The organism is Micromonospora sp. NPDC023633 (assembly GCF_040640035.1).
Taxonomy (GTDB): domain Bacteria; phylum Actinomycetota; class Actinomycetes; order Mycobacteriales; family Micromonosporaceae; genus Micromonospora.
Map to the genome: position 1 here is coordinate 13201 of NZ_JBFABB010000036.1, position 11806 is coordinate 25006.

An 11806-nucleotide genomic window follows, 5' to 3' on the forward strand; every position below is an offset into this window, starting at 1 on the left:
CAGGGTGGAGATCGGAGCAGGATGGAGCACCGGATAAGTCGGCAGATGACCGACGCCACCGACGCGTACGGCCGGCGGCTGGGGGCCTACCTCGAGCAGTCGTCCTACTCGCGGCTGCGCGGCGGCCCGGGCGTGATCGACCTCGCCTTCGGCGACCCGCACGAGTTCCCCGCGCCGGCCCTGGTCGAGGTCCTGCAGCGACACCTGAGCCCACAGCACACCGACTGGTTCGCCTACACCCGCGACCACCCGCCGGCCCAGGAGTCGGTGGCGGCCAGCCTGAGCCGGGAACTCGGCCTGCCGTTCACCGCCGACGACGTCGCCCTGACCAACGGGGCGTTCGCCGGGCTGACCATCTGCCTGCGCAGCGTCTGCGACCCGGGCGACGAGGTGATCTACCTCGACCCCGCCTGGTTCTACTACGAGCCGATCATCGCCTCGGTCGGCGCGGTCCCCCGACCGGTGGCGCTGACCCCCGGCTCCTGGCGACTCGACCCGGAACTCGTCGCGGCGGCGATCACGCCGCGGACCAGCGCCGTCATCGTCAACAGCCCGAACAACCCGACCGGCGCCGTCTACACCGACGACGAGTTCGCCGCCCTCGCCGAGGTGCTGCGCGCGGCCTCCACCCGCAACGGCCGGCCCGTGTACCTGCTGTCCGACGAGGCGTACCGGCGCATCGTGTTCGGTGGGCGGCCGTGCCCGAGCCCGGCCACGCACTATCCGTTCACGTTCCTGGTGCACACCTACACCAAGACGCTGCTGCTGCCCGGGGAGCGCGTCGGCTACGTGGCGATCCCGCCGACCATGCCCGATCCGGCGGTGCTCCGCCGGGCCCTGACCGTGGCCCGCCTGACCACCGGCTGGGCGTTCCCCAACAACTCGCTGCTGTTCGCTCTGCCCGAGCTGGAACAGCACGCGCTCCAGGTCAAACCGATCGAGCAGCGGCGCGACCTGCTGGTCGACGCCCTGCGCGAGGCCGGGTACGAGGTCCAGCCGAGCGAGGGGACCTTCTACCTGCTGGCCCGGGTGCCGGACGCCGACGACTGGGCACACGCGGCCCTGCTCGAGGAGCTCGGCCTCCTGGTGCTGCCGGCCTCGGTGATGGGCGCGCCGGGCTACCTGCGGCTCTCCCTCACCGTCACCGACGACATGCTGGAGGAGACCATCGGTCGACTGCGCTCGGCGCACCCCGCGGACCGGAAGCACGCCAGTGTCCAGCGGTGACCGCCGCGAGGCCGACGTGGCGGCGACGCTCACGGTGGAGCCGGGCGGGTCGGCCGCCGGCCGCCAGGACGAGGCGCCAGCCGGCGCCGTGCCCACCGAGGGGACCCGACCCGACGTCGAGGCCACCATGGCCCGCGCCCGCCGGGCCCAGGCGGAGGTCGAGTTCTGGCCGCAGGAGCGCATCGACGACCTGGTCGCGGCCATCGGGTGGGCGGCCTACCAGGAGGACACCGCCCGGTCGCTGGCCGACCTCGCCTACCGGGAGACCGGCCTCGGCGACCCCGAGCACCTGTTCACGCTCTACCGGCGCCGGGTCCTCGGCACGCTGCGTGACCTGCACGGTGTCGTCACCACCGGCGTCATCGAGGAGCTGCCGGAGCGTGGCCTGCGCAAGCTGGCCAAGCCGATCGGGGTGATCGCGGTGGCCAGCCCCGCCACCGCGCCCTGCTCCGGGGTCGTCGGCAACGCCCTGCCGATGCTCAAGACCCGCAACGCCGTGGTCATCACCCCCAACCCCCGGGCGCGGCACTCCGCGGCCCGCACCGTCGACCTGCTGCGTCGCGGCCTGGACTCGGTCGGCGCCCCGCCGGACCTCATCCAGTGCCTGCCGGTCACCGACCGACAGACCACCGAGGCCCTGATGGCCGCCGCCGACCTGGTGATCGCCGCCGGCGGACCCGGCACGGTACGCCGGGCGTACCGCAGCGGCACACCGGCGATCAGCGCGGGCGTCGGCAACCCGGCGGTGATCGTGGACGCCTCCGCGGACGTGGCCGCCGCGGCGGAGCTGATCGTGCTGGGGGGCAGCTTCAACAACGGCACCTCCTGCTCGTCGGAGAGCAACGTGCTGGTGGACGCCGCGATCGCGCCCGCCTTCCGCGACCAGCTGGCCCGGCAGGGCGCCCACCTGTGCGACCCGGCCGAGACGGCGCGGCTGCGTACGCTGCTGTGGCCGGACGGGCGATCGCTCAACCGGGACGCGGTCGGGCGACCCGCCGCGGCGCTCGCCGCCGCCGCCGGGATCGACCTGGCCGAGCCGACCAAGACCACCGCCCTGGTGGCCCAGCTGCCGCCCCTGGCACCCGGCGGCGTCCCGGCGCTCGACGACCCGATGCTCGGCGAGAAGCTCACGCCGGTCTTCACCGTGTCCACGTTCGGCGACTTCGACGACGCGCTGGTCGCGGTGGAGACGCTGCTGAGCCGCATCGGGCAGGGCCACAGCTGCGGCATCCACACCGCGCGACCCGACCATGTGGCCAGGCTCGCCGAGCGGGCCCGCGCCGGACGGGTCATGGTCAACCAGTCGACCGCCGTGGGCAACAGCGGCAGCTTCGACAACGGGATGCCGTTCACCCAGGTCATCGCCAGTGGCAGCTGGGGCGGCTGCTCCCGGTCGGAGAACGTGACCTGGCGCGACTTCCTCAACTACACCTACGTCTCACACCCCCTGCCGCTCAGCGTGCCGGACGAGGAGACCCTCTTCGGCGCCCACTGGCGGCGCTTCCCCTGACGGAGACCCGACACATGGACATCAGCCCTCCCGAGGCGCCGCCGCGTGACCTGACGCCCGCCGAGATCGACGCCTTCCACACCGACGGCGTGGTCCGGCTGTCCGGCATGATCGACGACAGGTGGCTCGGCCGGATCGCCGAAGGCGTGGAGTACCTGCTCGCCAACCCGACCGTGCTGGCGCAGGCCACCGCGTTGCTGGGTGGCGGCGGTTTCGCCGGGGACGCCTTCATGTGGAAGACCCACGACGGCTTCCGCGACTTCATGTTCTTCTCCCCCGCGGCGCGCATCGCGCAGCAACTGTTCGGCTCCACCGCGATCACCGCCTTCTACGACCAGATCTTCGCCAAGCCGGCCGGGTCGGGTGCGCCGACGCCGTTCCACGAGGACGTCAGCTCCTGGCCGATCGCCGGCGACCAGGTGTGCGCGATGTGGATCCCCCTCGACCCGTGCACGCCCGACACCGCCGCGCTTCAGGTGGTGCGCGGTTCGCACCGCTGGGGCCGGCGCTACGTGCCGATCACCCCGGGCGCCTCCCACCTGGGCCAGCGGGAGGAACTCGAGGCGGTGCCGGACGTGTCCGACCACGAGATCCTCAGCTGGGACCTGACGCCCGGCGACATCGTGCTGTTCCACCCCGCCGCGCTGCACGGCGCCACCGGCACCGGGCCCGAGCGGCAGCGGCGGGCGTTCGTCTCCCGGTGGGTGGGCGACGGCGTCACCTTCCAGCCGCAGCACGCGGTGCTGCCGCTGCTGTGGGAGCACGGCCTGCGGCCCGGCGATCCCATCGGCGGCCCGCTGTTCCCGAGGGTGCTGCCGACGCCGGTGCCGACCGAGGCCGGCTCCCGGTTCGACGGCCCGCAGCAACCCCACGCGGAGCGGGCCGAGGAATTCCTCGCCATCCTGAGGATGCTGTAGCCGAGGCCGTCCGCAAGGGCGACGGGTACGTCATCACCGGGCGCAAGGCGTTCGTCACCAACTCGGCCGTCGCCGACTCGTTCAACATCTCCATGCGGGTCGCCGATCCCGACGGGGGGGTGGCGGCACGCCGAGGCCGTCGTCCTGACCGGCACGCCTGGACTGACCGTGCTGGGCGACTGGGACGCGCTGGGCATGCGCGGCTCCGGCAGCCACGGGATCCTGCTGGAGGAGTGCGTCGTCCCCGCCGACCGGGTCACCGTCGGCGAGCCGTCCGGCCCGCCGACGTCGGAGGACCTGACGCGCTCCTGCGCGGTCAACTTCCCCCTGCTGGGCGCCTCGCTCGGGATCGCCGAGGCGGCCTACCCGTTCGCCGACTGAGGACCGGCCCGCCGACCCGGGGCTGCCAGGTCGAGACCGTCACCGCGCGGCGGAGGCCGCGCCGGGCCGGCCGGGCGCCGGCAGCGCCCGCACGTCCAGCTTCCCGCTCGGCGTGCGGGGCAGCTCGTCCAGGCAAACCACGGCGCCGGGCAGCAGGTAGTCGGGCAGCGTCTCGCGGAGCTGGTCGCGCAGCTCGCGGGCGGTCGGACCGGGCGGCGCGCTCGGCACGACGTACGCCACCAGGCGCGGGGCGGAACCAGTCCCGCCGACCGGCACGACCGCCGCCCGGCGCACCCCGGCACACCGCCGTACCGCCTGTTCCACCTCGCCCAGCTCGACGCGGTGGCCGCGGATCTTGACCTGGCCGTCCCGGCGGCCGTGGAACTCCACCAGGCCGTCGGGATGCCGGGTCACCAGGTCGCCCGTGCGGTAGCAGCGGCCCTCGGGGTGCCCGGTGGGGAACATCTCGCCGGTCAGTCCGGCGTCGTCGCGGTAGCCCCGGGCGAGCCCCGTCCCGAAGATCAGCAACTCCCCCTCGACGCCCGGTGCGACCGGGCGGAGGTCGGCGTCGACGACGGCGGCCCGAGCGTTGTCGATCGGCCGGCCGATCGGCACCGTGGCGGTCCGCGGGCGCGCCGTCGGGTCGGCCGGCACCTCGAAGGTGAGCGCGCCGACGGTGGTCTCGGTCGGACCGTAGTGGTTGACCATGCGCACGTCCGACAGCTCGCGGACCTGGTCCACCAGCTCCCAGCGGCACACCTCGCCACCGACGATCAGCAGGCGGCGGGGCAGGACCCGCTCCTCGGCCTCGTCGAGCAGGGCCGCCAGGTGCGACGGGGTGATCTTCAGGACGTCGATGCCGTGCGCGTCCTGGTAGTCGGCGAAGTCGTCGGGATCCGTCGCGGTCGGCGTCGGCACCAGGTGGACCGTGTCTCCCTGGACCAGCGCCGGGAAGACCGCGGTGTGCCCGAGGTCGGTCGCGAGGCTGGTCACCGACGCGAAGCGCAGCTGTTCGCCGTCGGTGCGCTCCGGCCCGACCAGCCGGGCGACGAAGGCCGCGTAGTTGGCCAGGGCCGCGTGGGGGATCTCGACGACCTTGGGTACGCCGGTGGAGCCGGAGGTGAACACGGTGTAGGCGAGCTGGTCCCCGGTCACCGGCAGCGGGCCGGGCAGCGCCCCGGCGCGCTCGGCCGCCGCCCCCGCGCCGATCCAGCCGGCCAGGTCGACGGGAAGCACCACCCGCCCGGTCACCGGCGCGTCGTCGCGATCCGTCACCACGACGGCGGCCCCGCAGCCGTGCAGCTGGCTCTCGATCCGGGCCCGGGGCTGGTTGGCGTCCACGCAGGCGTAACCGGCCCCGGCGTGCAGCCCGGCCAGGCAGGCCACCAGCTGGGCGGCGCCCCGGTGGGCCAGGACGGCCACCGGGGCCGCTGCCGCGCCGTGGCGCCGCAGCAGGTCGGCGAGACCGGCGACGGCGCGCTGCAGCTCGGTGTAGCTCAGTGTCGCGTCCGCGCCGACGACGGCCGTCCGCTGGCCGGCACGCCGCGCGGCGGCCCAGATCAGCGCGGGCACCGCCCGGGCGGGATCCCACCCGGCCGGCCGTCCGGGCACCTCGGAGTCGGCAGGCATGGCGGGTCCTTCCGTTCGACGGCGGCGCGGCCGACAGCTCGCCGGCCGACGGTGGGGCCGCGCGGCAGGGGGCTTCCGGTGGCAGCGATCGTGACACGGGGCCCAGGGCTCGACAACACCTCATTCGTGGCGCGAAACCCCTATCCGTCGCGGCCCTCGTAGCGTCGCGGCCCGTCGCCGGACGACGCGCCCCGGTGGCCGCGCCTGACGCGCGACCCGGCCGGCCCGGCGGTCAGACCGCCACCATGCAGTTGTCGGAGCAGCCGTCGCGCCCCCGGGCGCTGACGATCCCGGCGGAGCCGTCGCCGTAGTAGCGGCAGAACAGGCCCGCCGGGCGGCCGCCGAACAGCAGCGGCCCGATCACCGGGGCGACCTCGACGTCGTGGGGTTCGTCGGCGCCGTCGGCGACAAGCGCGACCCGGCAGGTCCGCGGCGTCACGAAGTCCTGCACCACGCTGGTGCCGTCGGCCGCGGCCTCGGCGACGGCGGACTCCCACGTCGCCTGGTCGACCTCGCCGCCGATGACCACCTGCTTGCCGCTCTCGCCCAGGCCCGCCTTGAGCACCAGCAGGTCCCGGTTCGCCAGGACGAACGGGAGCAGCTCGACCTCGCGGCCCTCGCGGGTGGTCCTGCGGTCCGAGAGGATCCGCGTCCACGGCACGTACCTGTCGACGAGGCTCCGGTCGGCCGCGCTCATCCACGGCCGGCCCTCCGACAGCAGCCCCATGGTCAGCTTGCTGTGCATGAAGGTCGACGTCTGGGTGCCCACGAGCAGGCAGCCGTTGTCCAGCGCGTCCTGCACGTAGGTGGTGTCGAGGCCGGCGTCGAGCCAGTCCGGGATGGTGAAGTTGCGCAGCCCGATCGGGTAGCGCAGGTGGGGCGGGCAGTCCCACGCCTCCGGCAGCTCCTCCGGCTCGAAGAACCGCGCGGTGAGGCCGTGGTTGTTGAGGTAGTCGGCCTCCAGCTGGAAGTAGCGGCTCTGCACGCCGTAGACCCGGGCGCTGCCGACGATGGCCACCCGCGGCGCCAGCCCCAGCTCGGTGCAGAGCGACCGGTACATCTCGGCGCGCACGGCGAACGGGTCGGGTGAGCTGAACGGGGTCCTGCCCTCGGCGTCGGCGTGGAGCTTGCGCCACACCTCGAGGCGGCTGCGCGTCTCCACCACGCCGCCGAGCGCGCCGCTGACGTTGAACTCCAGGAACCGGGGCCCGTCCGGGCCGATGACGACGTCCGGCCGCACGACGCAGTCCGGGTAGCGCTCCTCGACGAACGGGTCCCGCACGAACAGCTGGTTCTCGCTCTGGGGCATCCGGTAGGCCGCCAGCCGGCCCTCGGTGGTGGGAGCCGTCTCGAGGGCGGTGCGGCGGAGCAGGTCGACCAGCGCGGCGGCCGCCCGGAAGATCTCGGCGTAGGACGCGCGCGGGATGGCTATCGGTGCCGCGGGCAGCAGCCGCTGGTAGGGCCAGCCCGTGTCGCGCAACTCGTGGCGGAGCATCCCGCGGATCGTCTCCGCCGGCGCGGCCGGCGTGAGGCGGTGGGTGCCGAACCACGGATGCCCGGCCGGCCCCGTACTGCTGACATCCTCGCGCACGGTCATCTGACGCTCCCCGGAGTTGCACGTCGGGCCGGGCGCCGGAGCGTGCTCGCCGCGGGCCGGATTCTCCGAAACGATGATCGACATAGACTAACATTCACCTCCGACGTGGACCGCGCCGATCCGTCCACACCCGACACGGAAGGGCTGCCGATGACACTGCGTCACGTCCAGGGCAACGAGTACCGCGAAGAGCACGGCGGGGACTACGAGGACTTCGAGCCCGGCATGGTGATCCGGCACTGGCCGGGCCGCACCATCTCCGAGACCGACAACACCTGGCTGACCCTGCTCACCATGAACCAGCACCCGCTGCACTTCGACGAGCACTACGGCGCGGGCAGCGAGTACGGGCGGGTGCTCGTCAACAGCGGGATCACCCTGTGCCTGATCGGCGGCATGACCGTGCAGGCCCTGTCGGCGCGGGCGGTGGCCAACCTCGGCTGGGACAAGGTCCGCCTGCGGGAGCCGGTGTTCGTCGGGGACACGCTGTACGCCACTAGCCGGATCCTCGACAAGCGCCTGAGCCGGTCCCGGCCCGGCCAGGGCATCATCACGGTGGAGACGACGGGCACGAAGTCCACCGGCGAGACCGTCATCGTCTTCGAGCGCTCGTTCATGGTCCGCTGCCGGGAAAGCTCCTCCTGACCTACGCCACGGCCGCCGCCCCCTCGTGCAGCGCGACCGCGGCGGCGGTGTCCTCGATGGCCATTCCGACGGTACGCAGGACGGAGGTCCGGCCGCCGACGCGGACCTCGCCGGTGACCAGCGCGCCCAGCTCGCACAGGTCGTCAACGCCGAGCAGACCGGCGGCGAGGGCGGCCCGCACCTCGCCGGCGCCCTCCAGTGCCGCGGTCCGCTCCTCGACGACGGCCACGGCGTCGGCCAGGAGGGCGGGGTCGAGCTCGATCGCGTCCGGGTGGGTGCCGCCGATCACGTTGACGTGCGCGCCGGGCGCCACCCAGTCCGCCTCGACCAGCGGCGCGTTGTCGCTGGTCGAGGTCGCCGTGCAGATGATCGCCGCGTCGGCGACGGCGGCCTTCGCGCTGTCGCAGACGCTCGCGTGCACCGGGTGGGGCACGGCGTCGCGCACCCAGTCGGCGAACTGCTCGGCCCTGCTCCGGGTGCGCGAGAACACCCGGACGGTGCGGATGCGGCGCACCGCCGCCACCGCGCGCACCAGGGCCCGCGCCTGCACCCCCGCGCCGATGACCGCGAGGTCCTCGGCGTCGTCGGCGGTGCACCAGCGGGTCGCCAGGGCGGCGACCGCGCCGGTGCGGACGGCGGTCAGCTCCGCGCCGTCCAGCAGGGCCGTGATCTGCCCGGTGGTCAGGTCCGTGAGCGCGACGATCCCGTGGATCAGCGGCAACCCGCGCCCGGGGTTGTCGGGCGTGAGCGTGGTGATCTTGACGCTGCCCACCCCACGCCGTTCCCAGACCGCGGGGCTGACCAGCAGGACCCGCTGGGGACCGTGCTCGATGACGGTGCGCGCCGGGGAGTCGGTCCGGCCGGCGGCCAGGTCCGCGAACATCTCGCCCAGCGCGTCGATCACCCGGATCAGCTGGGGCGTGCCCGCCATCTGCGCCGCGCCGACCGTCACCGGCCCGGTCATCCGGCAGCTCCGCTGGTGCTGAACCGGGCCGCCCAGGCGTCCTCGCGCGCCACGGTGGCGCGGGCCATCCGGGCGAACGGCGGGCCGACCATGTTCCCGTCCAGCACGGCGATCCCGCCGCTGGCCGCCCGTACGGCCTCGGCCACCCTGCGCGCGAGGCGCAGGTCGTCGGCCTGGGGACGCAGCACCCGGTTGATCTCGTCGAGTTCGCCCGGGTGCACCGTCGCCTTGCCGTGGAAGCCGAGCGCCCGCACCCGGGCGGTCTCCTGCGCCAGGACGGCCGGCTCGGCGAGGCGGAAGTTGGCGGTGTCGATGCAGGCGGTCCCGTGCCGCGCGCAGGCCAGCGCCATCGCCTGCCGGGCGGCGAGCATGGCCTCCCAGCTGATCTCGACCCCGAGCGTGGCGGCCAGATCCGCCGAGCCGAGGACCAGTCCGTCGCTCGCCCCGGCGATGGCGTCGATCTCCGCGACCGCCTCCACGGTCTCCACCGTCACGTAGATCTCCGGATGCGCGTCCGCGCTGGCCAGGATCTGACGCAGCAGGGCCACCTCGGCCGCCGAGGTCACCATCGTCATCATGACGATGCCGGGCCGCACCGAACACTCCGTGAGGGCCACCAGGTCCCGCACCGCCGCGATGCTGCCCAGTTGGTTGATGCGGACCGCGACGTTCTCCGGCCGTGGCGCCTTCTCCAGGGCGGCCTGGCACACGGTGCGCGCGGCCGGCTTCTCGGCCGCCGGTACGGAGTCCTCCAGGTCGATCAGGTGGACGTCCGCGTCGTAGGACCAGGCCTTCACGATCCGGTCCAGCGACAGCGCCGGGGTGTACAGGATGCTGCGCGGGATCGCCCGCGCGGCGCCGGTCACGGGGCCACCGGCTCGGGCAGCGCGGCGGCCGGGCGGGCGCCCGCCTCGACGAGCACGGAGCACAGCTTGGTGATCTGTTCCTCGGTCTGGCCCGCGCGCAGCATGACCCGCAGGCCGGCGGTGCCGCGGGCGACGATCGGGAAGAACACCGGCGAGGTGTAGAACCCGGCCGCGAAGACCCGCTGGGCCGCCTCGACGACGGTCTCGTCGCTCATCGGCACCACCCGGATTGGGTACGTGCTGCCGGACTGCTCGGTGGCGAGCAGCGAGTCGAACAGCGCGATGTTGGACCGCAGCCGGCCCTGCAGCCGGGTCAGTTCCTCGGTGCGGTGGATCTCGGCCGAGGCGAGCGCGGCGCCCACCGCGGCGGCGTTCATCTTCTGCGAGTAGCCCAGGGGGCCCGCGAAGCGCTCGATGATCCGCCGCGTCTCCTTGGGGAAGCCGTCGAGCAGGATGGCCGTGCCGCCCGCCCCGAAACCCTTGCTCAGGGTCGCGACGGTGATGGTCCGGTCGTCCCGCACGGGGCAGTGCGAGCGGACGTAGCCGATGCCGCGCTCGCCGTACGCCGACAGCGAGTGCGAGTCGTCGTAGAAGACCAGGAGGTTGTACTTGTCCTGCAACACGGCCAGTTCCTCGACGGGCGCGTAGCCGCCGAGGCTGTCCGAGCCGTCCACGACGTAGCAGACGCGTTCGTAGGTGCGGCACATGTCCTCGAGGTAGTCGAGGTCGTGGTGGCGGCAGGTGACGACCTCGGTCTCGTCGGCGCAGCTCGGCTTGGCGTTGGCCATCGACACGTGGGCGTTCTTGTCGAAGACCATCAGCGGGCGGGTGCCGTTGCCGAGGTGTCCCGACGCGATCAGCGGCAGCAGGCCGGTGCTGGCCGCCGCCGTGGAGATCGCGCTGATCACCATCGCGTCGAACAGCTCGCCCAGCGACTCTTCCAGCTCCAGCAGCACCGACGTCTGCACGCGGGTACGCGGGATGCAGTGGTCCAGCACGCCGAAGCGGCGCAGCGCCTCGACGGCCCCGTCGATCACCTTGGGATGGGTGTCCAGGTCCAGGTAGGAGCAGACCGTGAAGTTCACGAACTCGTGGCCGTCGGCCATCCGGAACACGCCGTCGGAGAGGTCGCCGACGATCCCGGCGACCCCGTGTTCCTCCGACATGTTCCAAAAGGTGTTCCCCACGCCGATGAGCTTGTCGTTGTTGCGGTAGCGGTGGGTGGGGGTGATGGTCTTGCGCTCGCTCATCAGGAGTTCACCTCGGTGGGCTTGTAGCTGTAGACACCCTTGACCCTCCGGTAGGCGTACGTGTACAGCGCGACGCCGAGCGCGTGCGGCCTGCGGAGGATCTTCTTCGACTTCAGCCAGAAATTGACGTTGATGTTCATCTCGTCCAGCGACTCGGCCTGGTGCCACCAGCCGAGCGGCAGGTAGAGCATGTGGCCCGGTTCGAGGACGAAGTCACGGCGCTGGGCGAGCTTGGGCGCCAGCCTCGGGTAGCGCGCCAGGTCGACGTTGTCCAGGTCGAACACCTGGGACTTGTCGCCGAACCCGCGCAGCACCGACCTCGGGTAGTACTCGCGGGAGCCGGGCGGGGCGATGATGAAGCGCTTGCGGCCCTCCAGCGCGATGTTGAAGTTCTCGAACTCGTCGAAGTGGTTCTTGGTGAACACTCCCTGGTGGCTGATCCACAGGTTCGCCGCGTACAGCGTGTCGCCGTAGCCGAAGAACTTGTCCGCGTCGAAGCCGATGACGGCGTTGACGTCGGCCGGGCTGTTGCGGATGTTCGACACCACCCGGTGCCAGGTGCCCGGGGTGGTCAGGTGGCGCTCGTCGGCGAAGAAGTCGCGGAGCTTGATGTCGCGCGTCTCCCAGCGCCCCGGGTGGTTCTTGTCGCCCGGTTCGGTGAACAGGGTGACGGTCATGTCGGCCAGCCGGCTCGCCACCCCCTCCCGGCCGAGCCCCTGCACGTCACCCGGCAGCGCGATCACCACGGGCACGTCGGCCTTGAACAGCCCGCCGGGGCCGACGGCCATGAACTCGTCGAACGTCATGCGAGCCACGGGGA

Annotated in this window: 11 protein-coding genes; 5 read left to right on the forward strand and 6 right to left on the reverse strand. The window is 73.0% G+C overall.

Annotation, left to right across the window (positions count from 1 at the left end):
• Nucleotides 1-45 precede the first annotated feature (45 nt).
• From AB0G13_RS13770 to AB0G13_RS13785, 4 genes are all read left to right on the forward strand, one after another.
• The gene (locus AB0G13_RS13770) at nucleotides 46-1227 is read left to right on the forward strand and encodes an aminotransferase class I/II-fold pyridoxal phosphate-dependent enzyme (RefSeq protein ID WP_357873414.1); all 1182 of its coding nucleotides are present in this window, start codon (nucleotides 46-48) and stop codon (nucleotides 1225-1227) included.
• Nucleotides 1214-2737, forward strand: a complete 1524-nt coding sequence (locus tag AB0G13_RS13775; protein WP_357873417.1) for an aldehyde dehydrogenase family protein — start codon at nucleotides 1214-1216, stop codon at nucleotides 2735-2737. The genes AB0G13_RS13770 and AB0G13_RS13775 overlap by 14 nt, the downstream gene beginning before the upstream one ends.
• Before the next feature lie 14 nt (nucleotides 2738-2751).
• Nucleotides 2752-3654, forward strand: a complete 903-nt coding sequence (locus AB0G13_RS13780; RefSeq protein ID WP_357873418.1) for a phytanoyl-CoA dioxygenase family protein — start codon at nucleotides 2752-2754, stop codon at nucleotides 3652-3654.
• Nucleotides 3655-3822: 168 nt separating this feature from the next.
• On the forward strand, nucleotides 3823-4035 hold the full coding sequence (locus AB0G13_RS13785) for a hypothetical protein (RefSeq protein ID WP_357873421.1): 213 nt from the start codon (nucleotides 3823-3825) through the stop codon (nucleotides 4033-4035).
• A 39-nt stretch (nucleotides 4036-4074) separates the two neighbouring features.
• Here the strand turns inward: AB0G13_RS13785 and AB0G13_RS13790 are convergent, their stop codons facing one another.
• Both AB0G13_RS13790 and AB0G13_RS13795 read right to left on the reverse strand, forming a co-directional pair.
• Nucleotides 4075-5664 carry an amino acid adenylation domain-containing protein gene (locus AB0G13_RS13790; RefSeq protein ID WP_357873424.1) on the reverse strand — a complete coding sequence of 530 codons (1590 nt, stop codon included), beginning with the start codon at nucleotides 5662-5664 and terminating at the stop codon, nucleotides 4075-4077.
• 232 nt (nucleotides 5665-5896) lie between these two features.
• Nucleotides 5897-7261, reverse strand: coding sequence for a hypothetical protein (locus AB0G13_RS13795; RefSeq protein WP_357873427.1), 1365 nt, complete (start codon nucleotides 7259-7261; stop codon nucleotides 5897-5899).
• 150 nt (nucleotides 7262-7411) lie between these two features.
• On the opposite strand from AB0G13_RS13795, the gene AB0G13_RS13800 reads away from it, so the two are divergent.
• Nucleotides 7412-7906 carry a MaoC family dehydratase gene (locus AB0G13_RS13800; RefSeq protein ID WP_357873429.1) on the forward strand — a complete coding sequence of 165 codons (495 nt, stop codon included), beginning with the start codon at nucleotides 7412-7414 and terminating at the stop codon, nucleotides 7904-7906.
• A gap of 1 nt (nucleotide 7907) precedes the next feature.
• Here the strand turns inward: AB0G13_RS13800 and AB0G13_RS13805 are convergent, their stop codons facing one another.
• From AB0G13_RS13805 to AB0G13_RS13820, 4 genes are read right to left on the reverse strand one after another with little or no spacing between them, the layout of a single operon-like run.
• Nucleotides 7908-8870: an ornithine cyclodeaminase family protein gene (locus tag AB0G13_RS13805; protein ID WP_357873432.1), complete on the reverse strand. Its 963-nt coding sequence runs from the start codon at nucleotides 8868-8870 to the stop codon at nucleotides 7908-7910.
• Nucleotides 8867-9736: an aldolase/citrate lyase family protein gene (locus tag AB0G13_RS13810; protein ID WP_357873435.1), complete on the reverse strand. Its 870-nt coding sequence runs from the start codon at nucleotides 9734-9736 to the stop codon at nucleotides 8867-8869. The genes AB0G13_RS13805 and AB0G13_RS13810 overlap by 4 nt, the downstream gene beginning before the upstream one ends.
• Nucleotides 9733-10986 carry an aminotransferase class I/II-fold pyridoxal phosphate-dependent enzyme gene (locus AB0G13_RS13815; protein ID WP_357873439.1) on the reverse strand — a complete coding sequence of 418 codons (1254 nt, stop codon included), beginning with the start codon at nucleotides 10984-10986 and terminating at the stop codon, nucleotides 9733-9735. Before AB0G13_RS13815 ends, AB0G13_RS13810 begins: the two co-directional genes overlap by 4 nt.
• Nucleotides 10986-11792 (reverse strand): cupin-like domain-containing protein, encoded by an 807-nt coding sequence (locus AB0G13_RS13820; protein ID WP_357873442.1) that lies wholly within the window; start codon nucleotides 11790-11792, stop codon nucleotides 10986-10988. Before AB0G13_RS13820 ends, AB0G13_RS13815 begins: the two co-directional genes overlap by 1 nt.
• Between the last annotated feature and the right edge of the window lie 14 nt (nucleotides 11793-11806).

What these genes read in the sequence shown, in the direction of transcription:
- AB0G13_RS13770 (WP_357873414.1), top strand. Translation starts at nt 46, where the DNA reads ATGACCGACGCCACCGACGCGTACGGCCGGCGGCTGGGGGCCTACCTC.
- AB0G13_RS13780 (WP_357873418.1), top strand. Translation starts at nt 2,752, where the DNA reads ATGGACATCAGCCCTCCCGAGGCGCCGCCGCGTGACCTGACGCCCGCC.
- AB0G13_RS13790 (WP_357873424.1), bottom strand. Translation starts at nt 5,664, where the DNA reads ATGCCTGCCGACTCCGAGGTGCCCGGACGGCCGGCCGGGTGGGATCCC.
- AB0G13_RS13795 (WP_357873427.1), bottom strand. Translation starts at nt 7,261, where the DNA reads ATGACCGTGCGCGAGGATGTCAGCAGTACGGGGCCGGCCGGGCATCCG.
- AB0G13_RS13800 (WP_357873429.1), top strand. Translation starts at nt 7,412, where the DNA reads ATGACACTGCGTCACGTCCAGGGCAACGAGTACCGCGAAGAGCACGGC.
- AB0G13_RS13805 (WP_357873432.1), bottom strand. Translation starts at nt 8,870, where the DNA reads ATGACCGGGCCGGTGACGGTCGGCGCGGCGCAGATGGCGGGCACGCCC.
- AB0G13_RS13815 (WP_357873439.1), bottom strand. Translation starts at nt 10,986, where the DNA reads ATGAGCGAGCGCAAGACCATCACCCCCACCCACCGCTACCGCAACAAC.
- AB0G13_RS13820 (WP_357873442.1), bottom strand. Translation starts at nt 11,792, where the DNA reads ATGACGTTCGACGAGTTCATGGCCGTCGGCCCCGGCGGGCTGTTCAAG.